General features: G+C 39.4%; 12 protein-coding genes. 2 read left to right on the forward strand and 10 right to left on the reverse strand.

The window, feature by feature from the left end:
* Positions 1 to 50: 50 nt before the first annotated feature.
* On the forward strand, positions 51 to 1,136 hold the full coding sequence (locus tag PGN18_RS05845) for an Ldh family oxidoreductase (protein WP_335318464.1): 1,086 nt from the start codon (positions 51 to 53) through the stop codon (positions 1,134 to 1,136).
* Between the two features lie 182 nt (positions 1,137 to 1,318).
* On the opposite strand, the gene PGN18_RS05850 is transcribed toward PGN18_RS05845, so the two are convergent.
* The 10 genes from PGN18_RS05850 to PGN18_RS05895 form a co-directional block, all read right to left on the reverse strand.
* A complete protein-coding gene (locus tag PGN18_RS05850) occupies positions 1,319 to 4,192 on the reverse strand; it encodes a glycoside hydrolase family 3 protein (protein WP_335318465.1) in 2,874 nt (957 codons plus the stop codon).
* Between the two features lie 2 nt (positions 4,193 to 4,194).
* Positions 4,195 to 5,616, reverse strand: a complete 1,422-nt coding sequence (locus PGN18_RS05855) for an alpha-L-fucosidase (protein WP_335318466.1) — start codon at positions 5,614 to 5,616, stop codon at positions 4,195 to 4,197.
* Between the two features lie 55 nt (positions 5,617 to 5,671).
* Positions 5,672 to 7,264: a SusD/RagB family nutrient-binding outer membrane lipoprotein gene (locus PGN18_RS05860; protein WP_335318467.1), complete on the reverse strand. Its 1,593-nt coding sequence runs from the start codon at positions 7,262 to 7,264 to the stop codon at positions 5,672 to 5,674.
* 19 nt (positions 7,265 to 7,283) lie between these two features.
* Positions 7,284 to 10,550, reverse strand: coding sequence for a SusC/RagA family TonB-linked outer membrane protein (locus PGN18_RS05865; protein WP_335318468.1), 3,267 nt, complete (start codon positions 10,548 to 10,550; stop codon positions 7,284 to 7,286).
* Between the two features lie 119 nt (positions 10,551 to 10,669).
* Positions 10,670 to 11,860: an ROK family protein gene (locus PGN18_RS05870; protein ID WP_335318469.1), complete on the reverse strand. Its 1,191-nt coding sequence runs from the start codon at positions 11,858 to 11,860 to the stop codon at positions 10,670 to 10,672.
* A 148-nt stretch (positions 11,861 to 12,008) separates the two neighbouring features.
* Positions 12,009 to 13,202: a signal peptidase I gene (lepB, locus tag PGN18_RS05875; protein ID WP_335318470.1), complete on the reverse strand. Its 1,194-nt coding sequence runs from the start codon at positions 13,200 to 13,202 to the stop codon at positions 12,009 to 12,011.
* 138 nt (positions 13,203 to 13,340) lie between these two features.
* On the reverse strand, positions 13,341 to 14,075 hold the full coding sequence (dapB, locus tag PGN18_RS05880; protein ID WP_205056345.1) for a 4-hydroxy-tetrahydrodipicolinate reductase: 735 nt from the start codon (positions 14,073 to 14,075) through the stop codon (positions 13,341 to 13,343).
* A 121-nt stretch (positions 14,076 to 14,196) separates the two neighbouring features.
* Entirely contained in the window at positions 14,197 to 14,910 is a 714-nt protein-coding gene (locus tag PGN18_RS05885) for a DUF5683 domain-containing protein (RefSeq protein ID WP_335318472.1), read from the reverse strand.
* Positions 14,910 to 15,818, reverse strand: coding sequence for a ParB/RepB/Spo0J family partition protein (locus PGN18_RS05890; RefSeq protein ID WP_335318473.1), 909 nt, complete (start codon positions 15,816 to 15,818; stop codon positions 14,910 to 14,912). The genes PGN18_RS05885 and PGN18_RS05890 overlap by 1 nt, the downstream gene beginning before the upstream one ends.
* 7 nt (positions 15,819 to 15,825) lie before the next feature.
* Positions 15,826 to 16,629, reverse strand: coding sequence for a ParA family protein (locus PGN18_RS05895; protein ID WP_335318474.1), 804 nt, complete (start codon positions 16,627 to 16,629; stop codon positions 15,826 to 15,828).
* A 182-nt stretch (positions 16,630 to 16,811) separates the two neighbouring features.
* On the opposite strand from PGN18_RS05895, the gene PGN18_RS05900 reads away from it, so the two are divergent.
* Positions 16,812 to 17,333 (forward strand): NADPH-dependent FMN reductase, encoded by a 522-nt coding sequence (locus tag PGN18_RS05900; RefSeq protein ID WP_335318475.1) that lies wholly within the window; start codon positions 16,812 to 16,814, stop codon positions 17,331 to 17,333.
* Positions 17,334 to 17,701 lie beyond the last annotated feature (368 nt).

The raw sequence follows: 17,701 nt of genomic DNA on the forward strand, positions 1-17,701 counted from the left end.
GGAGTCCGAAGTCCGCAGTCAATCTTGATACTCGATACTTAATACCCAAAATGAACTTCATCACTTTTACCGAAACCAGTCTTAGAACCTTTACCTACAACGTCTTTAAAAAAATGGGCTGTTCTGATGAGCATGCCGATTTGGCAACCGATGTTTTGATCCGCTCGGATTTACGCGGAATCGATTCGCATGGCGTTGCACGTTTAAGTGGCTACGTACGCCTTTGGGAAAAGAAAAGAATCAATGCAACCCCAAACATTAAAATTGTACATCAAACCCCAACTACGGCAACAATTGATGGCGATGCCGGGCTAGGATTGGTTGTAGCGCCCTTTGCGATGCAGGTTGCCATCGAAAAAGCAGCGCAATATGGCAGCGGCTGGGTATCGGTAAAAAATTCCAATCATTTTGGGATAGCAGGTTACCATGCTTTAATGGCTGTAGAAAGAGATATGATCGGCATCAGTATGACAAATGCGAGCCCTTTGGTAGCACCTACTTACGCTAACGAACGTTTGCTGGGCACCAATCCGATGTGTTATGCATTCCCGGCGGGAAAATATCCACCGGTAATTGTAGATATGGCGACAGCGGCAGCGGCAAACGGGAAATTGGAAATTGCACAGCGAGCAAATAAAAGTGTTCCGGATGGATGGGTTCAGGATAAAGACGGAAAAAACTCAACTGACCCTAACGAATTAAAAAATGGTGGTTCGCTCCTACCCTTAGGAAGCGATAAAGACCATGGTAGTCATAAAGGATTTGGTCTGAGTGCCACGGTCGATATTTTATCAGCGATACTATCTGGCGCAAATTATGGTCCGTGGGTACCTCCTTTTGTAGCCTTCTTAGAACCCTCTGCTCATCCGGTTGGCGAAGGACTTGGCCATTTTTTAGGTGCTATGCGCGTAGATGGTTTCAGGCCAGCTGCAGAATTTAAAGATCATTTAGATAATTGGATAGAACGCTTTAAAAGCGCAAAAACAATAGATCCCAACAAAAAGGTTATTATACCAGGAGAGCCTGAACACGAATTTGAGCAGGAAAGAAAAATAAATGGTATTCCGATCATTGACGTGGTGGTGAAAGATCTGAATGAGCTGGCGTTGAAATTGGATATAGCTGAGTTAAGTTAAAGATCCTTCGACTACGCTCAGGATAACAAACGCCAATAGACTGATTCGTCATTCTCGCGCAGGTGGGAATCTTAAATCGCTTGCATTGCGATTATTATTCATAAGGGTTTGCTTTTATCTGGTGGCATTCATAAGCACTTTTGTGGTTCCCAATCAAGTTGGGAATGACGATTCCTCCCAACCTACAATTCGCTAAAAAGCCTATCATTCATTTTGATTTTTATAAAACAAATTATCCCTAAGGAGCGCGCGCTATTTGCGATCGTTGTAAGATTGCTTCGTCGTACCTCCTCGCAATGACGAAAATAAACAAGCCGCTGATTTAACCAAGATCTGCGGCAACTATTAATGATGTGGTTTATATTTAAACATAAAGGTGTTTTTTTTGGCTTAACGATTAAGTTGTCTTTTAAGTAAAGCGCTTTGCTTGATGATCCAATCATGATTCTATATGCTCCAGGGGCTACTTCCCAAACATTATTAATATTAAGGGTTTTAAGCACTTCTTTATCTAGTTTGAATGAAATGCACTTGGTTTCACCGGCTTTTAGATGCACTCTTTGGAAACCTCTCAATGCAAGAACGGGCTGTGCCAATTTATTGATCAACGGCCTCATATACAATTGCACCACTTCATCACCATCATAATAACCTGTATTCTTCAGCTCGAAACTTACTGTAGCAGTCTCATTTTTCGTGATACTTTTACGGTTAAACTTCAAATCTTGATAAGAAAAGTTGGTATAACTTAATCCATATCCAAATGGGAAAAGGGGCTCACCACTTAAGTTGTTGTAATCATCGCCTCTACCGGTAGGCTTATGGTTATAAACCAGTGGCAATTGCGATTCATCAATCGGGTAAGTAATTGGAAGTTTGCCTGATGGACTTACTTTGCCCAGCAATACCTCTGCAATGGCAGTACCTCCAGCTTCGCCAGGGTACCACACATTTAAAACTGCGCTTACCTTATTCAACCAGGATTGCATATTGATGGCGCTTCCACCAGTTAATAGTACTACAATAGGTTTTGCTGTTTTTGCAAGGTTTTCCAATAAGACTTCCTGATTACCCGGCAGATTTAACATCGCCCGATCTAAAAATTCTCCTTCTTTTATCCCGGCAACAAATACGATTACATCAGTATTTTTTGCCGCAGCTACGGCATCGGCGATTTCGTTAGATTTCGCAATATTATAATCCCAAATCAGCTTGATCTTACCATTGCCCTTAGATTCAAAAAATTCGACCCGAATGGCGTATTCTTTATTTTTTTCGAAATGAAAAGGTACAGTTTTGGTATTGTAAGACTTTTTGTCCCAGTTATCGATCAATAATTGATTATCGAGATATAACCGGTAACCATCATTGCCTTCCAATCCGATATTAACATCGGCATTTTGTGGCACTTTAATCTTTCCATCCCACCTTACCGAGTAATCATCCAGTTGTAACTGATCATCAGGCGGGTATAATGTCCAGCTGAAATTAATAACCTTATCGTCAGTTTCTTTAATTGCTTTTCCAGACAGATCGAGTCCTTTGTAATAAGTCCCCTTTAATCCTGCCTTTCCGTTAGTAGAAAGAAACTGGCTGTCAATTGGAAGATAAGAATGTAGTTCTCTACTGCTACCTTTTAAATAATTGACCTGAACATCTTTGGATACCGAATTTTTCAGGCCATCCAGTATATTTATCTTATTATTTCCTGTGCCACTGTAGCCGCCTAACCTCGCGTCAATAGCATCCTCACCTAAGAGTAGGATACGCTTTGCGCTTTTTAGTGGCAGCGTGTTATGGTCATTTTTTAAAAGCACAAAAGATTTTAAAGCCGCTTCTTCGGCCAGATGGCGATTACTTTGATCGTTCAGCATCTTTTCAGCAATACTTTCATCAACGTAAGGATGCTCGAAAAGGCCTAATTCAAACTTGGCTTTCAAAACCCTTGTTAAGGCATCATCTATTCTCGATTTGGGAATACTACCATCTAAAAAAGCGGGAAGAAAAAGTTTGTAATGGTTATAATCTACCTGAAAAATTACATCGAGTCCGGCATTGATAGATTGCGCCGTGGCATCTTTGTAATCTTTAGCCGTAAAATGTAATACATTGGCGCCTCCAACTGCACCTGCATCGGAAATGACGAAACCCTTAAAGCCCCACTCCTGTTTTAGCTTAGTGGTGAGCAACCATTTATTGGAAGTTGCAGGTGAACCAAAGACACTGTTGTAAGAGGTCATTAATGAACGGATACCCACATTCCTGACACCATCTTTAAATGCAGGAAAGTGGATTTCTTCCAGCAAATGTTTGTCCATTTCTATGGGGTAACTATCACGCCCACCATCGCCTACATTGGCAATAAAATGCTTTGGTGTAACAATAATATTCTGTTTTTCTATGGCGCTCATAAAAGCATGGCCCAGCACAGTTGTTAGATAGGGATCTTCCCCATAGGTTTCTTCTACCCTGCCCCATCTTACATCAGTTGCCATATTAATTACCGGCGCCAAAAGATCTCTTAAGCCACGTGCCCTGGCCTCAGTGGCGATAGCCTTACCAATCTTACCCACTAAAGTGGTATCAAAAGTAGCCGCTAAACCAATTGATTGCGGGAAAGCTGTTGCCCCTTGTCTCACCAAACCATGTAAAGCTTCATCAAATGGAATAATCGGGATACCCAAACGGGTTTCTTCAACAAAATATTTTTGAATTTTGTTAATCTTTTTAGCCAGGGATAGGCCGTCTTCAGCGGTATTATAGGTCAACATTTGCTGTGCATTGCCACTGCCTTGTGCAGCCGCACTTACCTGCAAGCCAAAAATACCGTGCTTAAACTGATTTTTATTTTGTTCGGTTACATCACCTGGAATCATGAATAACTGCCAAAATTTTTCTTCGGGAGACATTCTCGAAATCAGGTCTTTTACCCTTAAATCAATACTTAACTTTGAATTTTTATAGGGAAAAGACTGGCTTTTTTTAACCTGGGCAAAAAGGCTGCTGCATACAAATAATGCAGGCAATAAAAATAGGTATTTTCTCTGTTTCGGCATTACTAATTGGTTTCCGGTGTAAAAGAGAAAGCCAACGCAATTTTCTCATCGGCTTTTGGAAAATCAAAATGCACTTTACCCTCTGTTAATTTCCATTTTACTTTTTTCTTATTGCTTAATAACGTAATCGAAGTTCCTTTCTTCGGGATACTGCCACGCCAGGAAATTTCTTGAGGTGCATAACCATCCAGTAAAGAAATCCCATAAATGGTTTTGCCATCTTTACTTTGGGTAAACCAGTTTTGCCCATCATGATAATTCTTGGTAATTCTTGTGCCGTATATGGCCGCACCATTTTTGCTCGTCCAATTACCAATCTCCTCCAACTTTGTAATTACATCATTGGGAAGTGTTCCATCGGCCTTTGGGCCAACACCTAAAAGCAAACTTCCTCCTTTAGCCACTATTTCTACCAGTTTATGAATCACTTCTTTTGCCGGTTTATACTGATCGTTGGGCACAAACCCCCAGGCTCCGCCTAAAGTCATGCAGCTTTCCCATGGGTAATCCAACTGTTTTTCAGGGATTTTTTGTTCAGGGGTTTGGTAGTTTTCGTATTGTCCATGCACCGTCCTATCTACAACGATCAAACCCGGTTGTGCTTGTCTGGCATCAGCTGCAATTTTAGGCATATCAATATCCTGGCTCCACTCTGGAATGGGTGCACCCCATGAAAGTACCTCTTCATTTACTGAAGCCAAAGGCCTTACCCAACCACCATCTAACCATAAAATATCAATACTTCCGTAATTATTCATTAACTCGCCAATCTGGTTTTGGGTATAGCTTTTAAACTTGTTCCAACGCCATGGGTTCTTTCTGATGTCGTAGTTATTATTCCTATTTGCGGTAGCGTATTTATCCCACCAATAATATTGCGAATGCCAGTCGGGCTTTGAAAAATAAGCACCAATCATAAAGTTCTGCTTCCGGAAAGCATCAAACACATATTTGGCAACATCTTTTTTAGCATTATTGGCAAATGGACCTTTTGCAATACTATAATCGCTTTCGTTAGTATCAAACATGGCAAAGCCATCATGATGTTTGGTGGTAAAGACCAGGTACTTCATTCCGGCATCTTTACCAGCCTTTGCCCACTGCTCAGGGTTAAATTGCGTTGGATTAAATTTCTCACTTAATCCCCAATACCATTTCTTGTAATCATCGTACTTCATCGTACTGTCTCGCTCAATCCAGTCTTCCGAGCAGATTGACCAGGATTCAATAATTCCCGGAACCGCATATACGCCCCAATGAATGATCATGCCAAACTTCTGGTCCTGCCAATGTTCCAGCTTCTTCTTTACTGTTTCATCTTTAGGCCATTCGTATTGGGTTGATTCTTTCATGATATCATTCCGTTGCGCAAAAGCGATATTGACACAAGAGATAAAGGCAATTAAAAGGCTCAGTATTTTCATATTGTAATATCATTAAAAATCCCGGCAGAAACTACCGGGATTTAATTTAAATGGATTAAGGCATCCAGAATATTTTAGTTTTGCGGGTATCTTTAGCCTGTACAGCCTGATAGTTTGCACTATTTAAAGTTTTCTCTTTTGCCGGATAAACCAATCTTGTTGGTGGAGTCTCAAATCCTGCCTGCTTTCCATTTGTAGGAAATGTTAACATGGGCACACCAGTTCTTCTATATTCAGACCATGCTTCAATAGATTGTAGCACACCAAAGTGAGCCCATTTTTGAGTATAAATCTTAGTTAACTTATCTACCGAAGCACCGGTGTAAGCCGCAGTAGAAGTGTTTATCCAAGTATCAACAGTTGCAGCAGCAGGCGCATCTAATCTCACATAAGCACCCTGATTCAGATTATTAAGATAATAATAGAATGAAACAGACTGCCTTAAAGCCACTTCATACGCAGTTTTTGCATCTGTTGTACTGCCCCATCGCTCGTAAGCTTCTGCCTTTAACAGGTTCACTTCGGAAGCTGTGATTAAAATCCCTGGAAGCTTTTGGTTGAAAACAAAAGTACCAGAATCTAACACAGAATAATCGGCAAAGCTCGATTCTTGTTGGGCAGTAGTAAAAGTTACCGGCATTGCTCTATAAGTTGCATTTTGAACAAACTTACCACCAACAGTACGACCAAATTTATCATACAATACAGGAATACGTGGATCGTTAGTTGGCAATAGAACTGTGTTTAACATATAATCAGTAGCGTACCAACTGCCTTCGAAAAAGGCATCATGCAAATCACTTGTACTATTGGTTAAAGGTTGTAGTAACACGTCACTGTTGCCTGGGTTATAGGTTCCAACATTGCCACCATCAATTAACGGATATCCGGATTGATTACCCAGCATCTGCAAAACTGCAGTTTTAGCGGTTGCTTCATCAGTTTTAGAAATACGCATTAATAATCTCAAACGTAATGAGTTTGCATAGCGCGTCCATTTTGATATGTCACCTTTAAGAAGAATATCTGATTTAGCAAAAGCCGCAGTAGTGTTTGCCGACTTAAAAAATGTAGCTGCTGCATCCAAATCAGCAATAAAGGAAGTATATAACGCCTTTTGATCGTCGTACTTTGGATTGCTAATGGTACTGTTTGTAGGTAAGCTACCAGCAGCAGAATATGGGATATCACCCCATAAATCTACCATTTTCGCCGCCTGTTCAATCATCACTACTTTGGCAGCTTGTAAAATTACTTTTTGAGCTGCCTGATCAGTGTTTGAAAGGGCATTAAACTTTTTTTCCATTGCTCTATACAAGGCAATGGTACCGCTCCCGTTACCACCAGGACTGTAAAAGTCATCCCAATATTGTTGTGAATAACTATCGCTTTGCTGATAAACGGTATTACCATTGGCAATGTAGGCAGTTTGTGCGTATACACCTGGCATTTGAGTTAAGAATGTACGTACGTTCCAATATTTAGTAGCTACACGATCATTATTAAGCATACCAGTAAACAATCCCGGCAAATTCGGATCTAAAACGTTTTCAGGATTATTAAATTTATCATCAATATCCTTTTTACAACCAACCGCAACAGTTAGTGACAATACAAGAAAACTTGCTTTTATGATTAACTTTTTCATAATATCTTATTTGTGTTGGCTAAAAATTTGCATTTAATGAAAATCCGAAGTTTCTAGATGCTGCTGTTGAGCCTACATCTACCCCTTGTGACCACCATTTGTTTCCAAGTGGTGCCTCTGGATCAAGATCTTTCAACGTTCTGTGGATATAGAATAAGTTACGTCCGATCAATGAAAATCTTAGATTAGAAATTTTTAGTTTTTTAGTGAACGATGCCGGAATTTTATAGCTCAATACAATTTCCCTCATTTTGATATAATTATTATCAAAAATTTCTGCTTCGGTTAGTGAACCTTCACCCCAGTTATAAGTTGTTAAGTAATAATCAGCGGCAGAGAGTACCTTAGTGTTCGGCAGTCCGGTTGTTTGATTTACACCTTTCAATACCACACCGTCGTTGTAGGTTTTACCATTGCTGGTATAAGTTAAACCACCGTTAGTTACATCTCTAAACTCCATTGAATTCTCTAACATACCTGCACCACGCATGTATTTCAGATTAGGCGCAATCATTTTACCTCCAAAACGGTAATCGATTGTAAAGTCTAGTGCGAAATTATCATAGCTAAGCGTATTAGAGAAACCTCCAACTGCTTTAGGCATGATGTTTCCTGCCTTAACATACACAGAATTATCCATTACATAGAAACCGTCATCATTGATTAGGTAATTTCCATTTGCATCAGTTTTTCTCGGACGGATATAAATATTACCCAAATCCTCGCCGGCCCTGGCCACAATTTTAGCAGTAGCCTGATCTGAAGAATAGAAATTGATCTCGGAATTGGCATCATACAATGAATTTACTTTCGATTTATTGGTTGAGAAGTTTAAACGGGTATCCCATCTGAATTTTCCGGAAACAGGCGTTGCGTTTAAAGCAATCTCCCAGCCTTTATTACCTACTTCACCTACGTTAATAATCTGTTTTTGAGCCCCATTGGTTGAAGTAACATCCAGTGGTAAGATTTGATTTTTAATTCTGTTATTGTAATAACTTACATCCAAACCTAATCTCCCGTTTAAGAACCTTGTTTCTAAGCCGAACTCAGCTTCATGTTTCTTCTCAGGCATCAGGCCTAAGTTACCGTATGAAGATAATGAAACAAGTGATGGTACCGCACCATTTATGGATTGTAATGATGTTTGTTTATATGAAATGTTGGCCTCATAAATAGGGGGGGCATTACCTACCACACCATAAGAAGCTCTTAACTTTCCATAGCTCCAGAATTTTGGTAACTTCCAAAGATCACTAAAAACAAAACCACTGTTTACTGAGTAATATGAGTATTGATTGTTTCCCGGAGGAAGCGTAGAAACATATTCTTGTCTGGCTGTACCCTCAGCAAATAAGAAATCTTTATAACTTAAATTTACTAAACCTAAATAGGCGTATTTAAGCTGTTCTTTACGTGCTTCAGTAGTTTCAGGAACATTGAATGAGTTAGATAGGGCGAAGAAATTCTCCGTTACTAGTCCATCTCTGGTATTCGATTTTAAGTCTTTATAAGTTTCTTTTCTACCTTGATAACCTCCACTCAACGAGATGCCAAAATCTTCACCGATTTTGTTTGAATATGTTAATAATGCATCTCCGTAAAGTACAGCATACTGACCTTGGGTAGTGGTATATGATCCTGTGCTTGTATTACCGTTCAATGCACTAGGAATTTCAGTATACTGACGGTTTTCCGTTTTAGCGCTGGTATAATCATTACCGATACGGCCTCTTAACTTCAAATTTTTCGCAACATCGTAGTTTAGCGTGAAACTAGATAACAACCTGTTTTCATTTTCATTATATTGGTTTTTCAATTGTTGCCAGTAAAAATCCAGCAAATTAGTGGCTCTGATATTGAAAATAAATGGTTCAGGACGAGCAGTTTGATCAAAAGTAGCATACTTATAACCATTGCTTGTTTGAAATCTCTCTTTCATCAAGCCCATATCTTCTGCACGACTGAAAAAACCACCAAATGAACCCAGAACCTGTCCTAATTGATAAGGTCTGTTTTTGGTAATGGTATTTACATAACTCACAATCACATCTGCAGATAACTTTGGAGCAAGTTTAATTGTAGAATTTAAGTTAAAGGTATTTTTTGATCCGGTATTTCCTGGCTGAGTACCCTTATAGTCTAAACGTGAAGCCGAAAAACGATAGTTAACACCTTCTGTTTGATTCGAAATGGCAACGTTTGCGTTAGAAGTATATCCATTCTGATATACATCTCTGTAATTATTGGGTTGAGGAGTGAATGAACGGATTGAACCATCCCACCATCTTACCTGTTGGCCTTCCATTTTAGGACCAAAATTAGCATATGCCCTAAAATAAGGACGGAAACCACTAGGAGAAGCAGCATCAGCAATCCAACCTTCTTCAGTTGCACCATTTGCTACGTTAGTTTCTCTATCATAACCAGGACCATAGGTATTTTGGAAATTAGGCAAGAACGCAACCTGATCAATTGAACCCTGGTAGTTAAAATCAACACCTAGACCTCTATTTTTCGACCCTTTTTTAGTCGTAATGACAACAACACCACTTGCAGCATCAGAGCCATATAATGCCGATGCACTGGCACCTTTTAAAACGGTTAAGCTTTCAATATCCGCAGGATTGATATCCAAGATACCATTACCACGAACACGTTGATCATCCCAATAATTATTATTGTTAGCACCAGCAGCACCATTTTGTCCATCGTTTCTGATCATTACTCCATCCACAACATATAAAGGTTGCTGATTATAGTTAATAGAATTGATACCCCTGATCTGAACATTCACCGCACTACTTGCACCACCTGGAGCTGTTGTAATTTTTACCCCTGCAGCTTTACCGTAAAGTGCTGATGCAAAGTTGGTGTTGCCAGCTTCTGTTAGCTGTTTAGCAGTTACAGTGCTCACTGCATAACCAAGAGATTTTTCCTGCCTCTTAATACCTAGTGCAGTTGTAACCACATTAACTTCATCAAGCTGATTACTACTTTCTTTGAGGATAACATTAAGTGATGTCTGATTATTTATGCCAACTTCTTGTTTAGCGAAACCTATTGCGGTGAAAACCAAAACCTCGCCAGGATTTACCGATAATGAAAATTTTCCACTACCATCTGTCTGGGTTACCTTGGAAGTTCCTTTAATAGAAACGCTTACACCAGGAAGAGGCCCTGATGCGTCTTTTACCGTACCGGTAATATTTTTCTGTGCGAAAGCACTTATTGTTATACAGCATAACAACAATATACTCAAACACTTTAAGTACATTTTTTTCATTTTCTTTTGTTTAGTTTAGGATTAGTTTAAAAAATTTAGATTTTGCATTGAGCCTTTTTATCTTGCCATATCGTATTGGTTTTGGTTAAATATTTATCTTCAAATTGTTAGTTATCTTTCTAATCGAACTGGTTATGTTCTATTGTTAAACTTCCGGCAGCTAATAACTCAGCTTCGTCCGTCAGGGTAGAAAGTTTTATTTCGGTTTGCTCGGCTATTCGGGGAATACAAAATTCATGGATGGCTTGTTGGATTGGCGGTAAGAGCATTTTACCAGCCTTTGCACCACGTCCACTTAAAACAATACATTCAGGGTTTAATAGGTGAATCAAAGTAGCTACCCCTTTACCCAATTGAAAAATTGCTTTAGCTAAAACAGATATGGCTACAGGGTCTTGTTCACGTACCGCATGTAAAAAATGATCTGCTGGGTGTTTACTTTTATCTTTGAACAGTGCTTCCATACTCGATTCGGCGCCTGCAGCGATGGCTTCTTCGGCTCGTTTAGCCATTACCAATAATGAAGTATCCACCTCTAAGCAGCCTCTTCTGCCGCAAGAACACAAATTGTCACTTTCTGAAAGTGGGATATGACTAAACTCACCTGCATTGCCGCCACTTCCCCGATATAATTTACCATTTACAATGATGCCCAAGCCTGTTCCCCAGCCGATGTTCACGACCATTACATCCTTTAAATCAACCGCTTCTCCGAAATTTAATTCGGCCAGTGCAATTAAACTGGAATCGTTATCTATATGTACAGGTAAATTGATTTTGGAAGAGAGGTAATGCTGTAAGGTTGTACTTTCATTAACTTTCAGAAAAGAATGGTTTATGCCTTCATCTGCATTCACAAAACCTGGCATACCAATCCCAACACCTAAAATATCTGCCCGGTCGATTTTAGATTGATTGATACTGCTATTGATAAAATCAACAAGGTCGCCAATATTACACTCATTTGTTGACAACTCAAATTCTAAAGTCTGTATGGGTGTAACCATTTTTCTTGAAAGGTTATAAATGGTCAGCCTCGATGTAAGCTGATCCATTGCAACAGCCACTATATATTTTTTTAGATTCGGATTGATCAGGAACATTGCCGGTCTTCTACCACCTGTTGATGGAGCGAAACCCTCCTCTATAACATAGCCTTCAGCAATTAGACCATTAACCACAGCGGTAACCAAAGGCAAACTCTTTTGCGTCAGCTTACTTAGGTCTGTAAGTGAAAGCGACTTTTTATAGTATAAATGCTTAATAATACCAGCCCTAAGCAGCTGATTTTTCGCAACAATTACAGACATGATATTTGATTATATCTCAAACTTAAAAAATATTTTTAAAACATTCATATACTTTTTAATTTTTTTTAAAAGTCAATTAAAAATGTCCTGGAAACAAAAAGGGCGAATAATCTTCGATTATCCGCCCTTTTTAAAGAATTATATTTTATCAATGGATTCCCATAAATAATCTACTCCACCTTATTTTATGTAAAAAAGATGCGGTGCTGTCCCAACTCATCCAAACAAATAAAGCTTTACCTACAATATGGTCTTCAGGCACAAAACCCCAATAACGCGAATCAGCTGAATTATGGCGGTTATCGCCCATCATCCAATAATAATCCATTTTAAAAGTATAGGTAGTGGCTACTTGATCATTAATATACCAAACACCGGCTTTTTGTTCCACTTTATTGCCTTCGTAAGTTCTGATTGCCCTGTAATACAATGGCATGGTAGTGCTATCGATTTTAACCGTCCAGCCTTTTGAAGGAATTTTAATCGGTCCGAAGTTGTCTCTGTTCCAAACCCTGTTTGGATCATTCGGAAAAACACCGCCCGGAACGGCTCCGGCAGGATCAGGGCTTAAGGTTACTGATTTTACAAAATCAAAAGTTTTCAGCTTTTCTGCAATTTCCGGGCTAGCATCTACGATGTAGGTATTGGCAGCCACTGCAGGTACACTTCCCAGGTTTAAATTAAACTCATCAAGCGCGGCATAATTAAATTCCATGGTTTTAAACTCAATGCGATAAGGCATCATACCTGTATTTTTTAAAGGTTCATCCTTACCATTTACATTGGCGATACCATTGCTCATCGAAATGACATCGCCCGGAATACCAATACATCTTTTAATAAAGTTCTCACGTTTATCTACCGGACGGTCTACAATAGTATAGGTACTCCTTACCTGTTCCCGGCCCATGCTCCGCACTAACGCATAATAACTTTCTGCCTGGTTTTCTACTGCAACGGTATCTCCTTCGGGAAAGTTGAATACCACTACATCATTTCTTTTAATTTTAGATAAACCGGGTAAACGGTGATATTTCCACTGTACGCCATCCCAGTAAGCTTTGGTAGAAGTAGTTAAAGGCATGGTGTGGTGAGCAAAAGGAAAAGCAACCGGCGTCATTGGGATACGTGCCCCATAATTAACTTTACTTACAAAAAGGAAATCGCCAATTAGTAATGACCGCTCCATTGAACCAGATGGAATAGTGTAGGCCTCGATAAAAAATACACGGATGATGGTTGCAGCCACTACTGCAAAAACAATTGCATCTGCCCATTCGCGGGTTTTCGTTTTTTTCTTCTTTGGGGCATCTTTTTTTCGTTGCCAGAATTTATAATTCATATGTCTTATTTTTGGTTTAGCGATTTATAAAATCGGCTACCTGTTATCTGTAATCCTTTACTGTGGTTCCCTAACTTGATTTCCGGGTTGAATAAACTGCCAGCTGAAAATTTCCAACTGTTAACTAAAAACTTCTGCTTATTCAAAAATATCAGTAATACTGAAAAATCCTTTTTTATCTTTTAACCATTCTGCCGCAACTACCGCACCTAAGGCAAAACCAGCTCTGTTATGGGCTGTATGTTTAATTTCTATCTCATCAACCTCGCTACTGTAAATTACGGTATGTGTGCCTGGAATATTTTCTATTCTATGCGATTCTATCAATAATTGTTCGGCTTTTGGAAATAACTCAACATCAGTTCCTACCACTTCATTTAACCATTCTTGTTTCCGATCCAGGTTATCTACTATTCCTTCTGCCAGGGTAATGGCCGTACCACTCGGCGCATCCAGCTTTTGTGTATGGTGAATTTCTTCAACCTGAACATCATAGGCGGGATAATTATTCATGAGCCTGGCCAAAGTTTGGTTAAGCTTAAAAAACAAATTTACGCCAATACTGAAGTTAGACCCATAAAGCAAAGTATTGTTACTTTTATCGCAATCATCTTTTACTTCCTGTAATTTGCCGTACCAGCCGGTTGTTCCTACCACCACAGGAACATTGGCATCAAAACAGGCATCAATATTTTTTAAAACGGAATCAGGCGTACTGAAATCGATGGCCACATCAGCTGATTTCAAATTTTGTCTGGTTAAATCTTCCTGATTATCGATTGTTATTTTAAGCACAATTTCGTGGCCGCGTTCCAACGCAAATTTTTCGATAATCTGCCCCATTTTACCATATCCTAAAAGCGCAATTTTCATTTCTTTATGTTTGTTTTTTAGTTTTTGTTATTATTTGAGCACGTAATGTCGACACTTAATTCATAAATCGTTACCAACCCAAAGTTCATACTTTCCTTGCTATTCATGATGGTTTGAGGCATCAGAATGTCAGCGATAATTTTAGTGCCGGCGTTAAATTGAAACCATACATCGAATCGGTGCCCATCACAGATGGCACTGCCCTAAACGAAAGGTTATCATCAATATTAAAGAAATGCAAACGGGCTGCAACATAAGCATCGATAATATTGGCCGCATACAGCAACCCATACGAAAAGTATACAATCTGCGAATTCCGCTTGTACAAACTTTTACCGTCCAGAACACCTTGATCACTATACTGCGTTAAATCTAACTTTTTTCCTGGATGATCCTGGCGGTACTGTGCTTCGTTCAAAAAACGTTTATAGTTTTTTCTGCTATCCATTAGCGATAAAGTAAGCGCAGTTGCACCGCCGTAAATGGCTGCAATTTTGCCACCAGTATAGATCTTTTGAAAAACCTGGCTTTTTCCTGCCCTGGTGCCGTAACCATCGTTAAGTAATTGAATATTGTACAATTGGCCCCAGCCGGGTATAATCATCGATCTGAAAACAGCTTTTCTACCGGCAACCTTACCTGGGTTAACATACTTGGCTTTCATCGAATCCTTTCTGGTCATCGGTTTCTTAGCCACGGTATCTAAAGATTTAGAAAATTTGATCTTTGAGGTATCAGCGGGTTTTAATAAGGTATCCTTAACCTGCGCAGCGGCAAAGTTCACCAGAAAAAATGCGAATATAGCAACCAGTATAAAAAGCTTAATCTTTTGCATTACCAGTCTAATAGTTCCAGAATCCGGTTTAAGTCGTCATCGCTCATAAAAGGAATTTCTATTGCCCCTTTACCGTTCTGACTTACCTTTAATTTTACACGGGTAGCAAATTTAGAAGCGAGATCGTCCTGTAATTTTTGATACTGAAAGGAAACGGCTTTTTCTTTTGGCTTTTCGCTGGCTTTTAACGGTAGATGTTGCAAATTACGCACAAGCTCTTCCACTTTACGCACAGATAAACCTTTTTCTAAAATCTCCTGATGAATAAACAATTGTTTGTCCACGCCATCAACATTAATCAAGGCCCGTGCATGTCCCATGCTAATTTTCTGATCGCGGATAGAGGCCTGAATAGCAGGGGGAAGTTTTAACAAACGCAGGTAATTGGTCACCGTGGTACGGTTTTTACCTACACGCTCGCCTAATTGCTCTTGTTTTAAACCCACCTCATCAATCATCCTTTGGAAACTTAATGCTACTTCTATGGCATTTAAATTTTCACGCTGAATATTTTCGATCAGGGCCATTTCCAACATCTGCTGATCATTGGCACTGCGGATATAAGCAGGTACCTTCGTTAAACCAGCCAGTTTAGAAGCCCTGAACCTACGTTCGCCAGAAATGAGCTGGTATTTATTTGCAGCCAGTTTTCTAACGGTAATAGGCTGTATTAAACCCTGGATCTTTATCGAATCGGCAAGCTCGTTTAACGCTACCTGATCAAATTCTGTACGGGGCTGATATGGATTGGTTTCAACTTCAGTTAAATTGACGTGACTGATATTGCCAATCTGTTCGGTTTCACTCACCGCATTTACCTGCTGTTTCGGTGGATGAGCAGATTCGCTATCATCTAAAAGCGCACTTAACCCTCTTCCTAAACCTGTTTTTCGCTGAAAAGATGTCATCTATAATTTATAATGTTGCTGTTCCAATGTTTTCTTCTTCCTTTAAAAGGCCGTTTTTCTTTACGATTTCGCGGGCAAGGTTCAGGTAATTAATGGCACCTTTGCAATTCGCATCGTGCATAATTACCGAAACACCGTAACTAGGTGCCTCACTTAAACGGGTATTACGTTGAATGATGGTATCGAAAACCAATTCGTTAAAATGCGTTTTTACCTCTTCTACTACCTGGTTAGATAAACGCAAACGTACATCATACATGGTTAATAAAATACCTTCAATTTCCAGGTCGGGGTTTAAACGGTTCTGAACAATCTTGATGGTATTTAATAACTTACCTAAACCTTCCAGAGCGAAATACTCGCACTGTACCGGAATAATAACGGAATCGGCAGCAGTTAAAGCATTGATGGTAATTAAACCTAAAGATGGCGAACAATCGATGATAATAAAGTCGTACTGATCTTTAACTTTCTCTAAAACCGCTTTCATTTTATACTCACGGTTATTGAGGTTGATCATTTCGATTTCAGCACCTACCAGATCAATGTGGGCGGGTAATAAATCTAAATTCGGTGTATCCGTTTTTTGGATGGCCTGTAAAGGATCGATATCATTGATGATACACTCGTAAATGCTATCTTTAATATTCCGGGGATCGAAACCGATACCCGAAGTTGAATTGGCTTGAGGATCAGCATCTACCAGTAAAGTTTTGTATTCTAGTACGGCCAAACTAGCAGCCAGGTTTATAGATGAAGTTGTTTTACCAACACCACCTTTTTGATTTGCTAATGCAATAATTTTGCTCATCTATGTATCCGAAATTTACTTAACGTTTATTTGGGCTGTGTTATTTATGCATGTAAAATCAACAAAAAAGTTCTATTTTTGCCTTGTTTACGGCCTTTTTCACAATCAGCTAAGATACAAACTATATGGCAATTTTAGCAAGAAGCGTATTTGGGTTTTACACATCTTATTAACAATTATCCATGATTACGATTATAGCTGCAACCAACAGGCCCAATAGCAATACGCTAAAAGTTGCTAAATATTACCAAAAGCAATTAAAAGAAAAAGGAACCGAAGCCAATCTATTCAGCCTGGAGCACCTGCCTGCAGATGTTTTAAATACCGATATGTATGGCAAACGATCAGTAGCCTTTCAGGAAATCCAGAACATGATTAATCATACCGAAAAGTTCTTATTTATCATGCCGGAGTATAACGGCAGCTACCCGGGCGTACTAAAAGTATTAATAGATGCCTGCAATTTCCCTGATAGTTTTTACGATAAAAAAGCAGCTTTGGTGGGCATTTCCTCCGGCAAATATGGCAATATCCGAGGTGTAGATCATTTTACAGGTGTTTGCCACTATATTCACCTGAATATTTTACCCTTACGGTTGCATATTCCAAATATCAAAACCGAATTAGATGAAGCGGGTAACCTCAATCAGCCGGATACCGTTAAGTTTACAGATGAGCAGATAGAGAAGTTTATTAAGTTTTAATAAAATATCGTTATTTCTGAAGATCAGCGACCGTCCCAGCAGGACTAAAGTACCCTAAACCTCACTAAACTGCTTCCTAAAAAATAATTTCAAAGTTTTTTGATTTGGAAAGCAAAACCTGTGTTTAATAGGAATATTTGTTCCTGCTCTCCGCTTTACTCCGTTACACTCCGTGCTCGCTGCGATCACCCGCCTGCAACGGGCAGGGGTTTAGGAACACTGGACAGTGCGGTAAAACCCACGAATAATGTTAAAGGCATAATAATTTATACGCTTTGCAACCCCAAATCTCCTTACAGGCCGTGCCACCTAAACCTGATCGAGCGGAATAGCCCGCAGCGCAGCGAGGACTATAAGCAAAAGCAGGA

Origin of the sequence: Pedobacter terrae (assembly GCF_036946585.1) — a bacterium.
GTDB lineage: Bacteria > Bacteroidota > Bacteroidia > Sphingobacteriales > Sphingobacteriaceae > Pedobacter > Pedobacter terrae_C.

What these genes read in the sequence shown, in the direction of transcription:
- PGN18_RS05895 (WP_335318474.1), bottom strand. Translation starts at nt 16,629, where the DNA reads ATGAGCAAAATTATTGCATTAGCAAATCAAAAAGGTGGTGTTGGTAAA.
- PGN18_RS05860 (WP_335318467.1), bottom strand. Translation starts at nt 7,264, where the DNA reads ATGAAAAAGTTAATCATAAAAGCAAGTTTTCTTGTATTGTCACTAACT.
- PGN18_RS05900 (WP_335318475.1), top strand. Translation starts at nt 16,812, where the DNA reads ATGATTACGATTATAGCTGCAACCAACAGGCCCAATAGCAATACGCTA.
- PGN18_RS05855 (WP_335318466.1), bottom strand. Translation starts at nt 5,616, where the DNA reads ATGAAAATACTGAGCCTTTTAATTGCCTTTATCTCTTGTGTCAATATC.
- PGN18_RS05885 (WP_335318472.1), bottom strand. Translation starts at nt 14,910, where the DNA reads ATGCAAAAGATTAAGCTTTTTATACTGGTTGCTATATTCGCATTTTTT.
- PGN18_RS05865 (WP_335318468.1), bottom strand. Translation starts at nt 10,550, where the DNA reads ATGAAAAAAATGTACTTAAAGTGTTTGAGTATATTGTTGTTATGCTGT.
- PGN18_RS05890 (WP_335318473.1), bottom strand. Translation starts at nt 15,818, where the DNA reads ATGACATCTTTTCAGCGAAAAACAGGTTTAGGAAGAGGGTTAAGTGCG.
- PGN18_RS05870 (WP_335318469.1), bottom strand. Translation starts at nt 11,860, where the DNA reads ATGTCTGTAATTGTTGCGAAAAATCAGCTGCTTAGGGCTGGTATTATT.
- PGN18_RS05850 (WP_335318465.1), bottom strand. Translation starts at nt 4,192, where the DNA reads ATGCCGAAACAGAGAAAATACCTATTTTTATTGCCTGCATTATTTGTA.
- lepB (WP_335318470.1), bottom strand. Translation starts at nt 13,202, where the DNA reads ATGAATTATAAATTCTGGCAACGAAAAAAAGATGCCCCAAAGAAGAAA.
- dapB (WP_205056345.1), bottom strand. Translation starts at nt 14,075, where the DNA reads ATGAAAATTGCGCTTTTAGGATATGGTAAAATGGGGCAGATTATCGAA.
- PGN18_RS05845 (WP_335318464.1), top strand. Translation starts at nt 51, where the DNA reads ATGAACTTCATCACTTTTACCGAAACCAGTCTTAGAACCTTTACCTAC.